We start from the raw sequence: 266 nt of genomic DNA on the forward strand, positions 1-266 counted from the left end.
CCACCTTCAAGCTTATATTTAAAGCTGATATAAGAGAGGATGCTCGATATGAATAAAATGACAATGAAAACAAGCCAGATATATTCAAACCGTATAAAAGACTCTCCTTGTGAGCTGCTAAAGAATAACGTAATAATGACTGGTAAAATAATGCCCTTTAACCCTTGTAAGAACATCAAAATGATACTCGCTGGATGAAGCCGTTTAAATTCACTCATCATAAGCCACCGCCGCAAGTCTAGCGATTCTGTCTCTTAATTCATCTG

At 36.8% G+C, this 266-nt stretch carries 1 pseudogene; it reads right to left on the reverse strand.

The features are described 5' to 3' along the window. A pseudogene (locus RYX56_RS22935) lies at positions 1–221 on the reverse strand (PH domain-containing protein); the annotation flags it as partial. Between the last annotated feature and the right edge of the window lie 45 nt (positions 222–266).

It is taken from the genome of Alkalihalophilus lindianensis (assembly GCF_032843265.1).
Taxonomy (GTDB): domain Bacteria; phylum Bacillota; class Bacilli; order Bacillales; family Bacillaceae_D; genus Alkalihalophilus; species Alkalihalophilus lindianensis.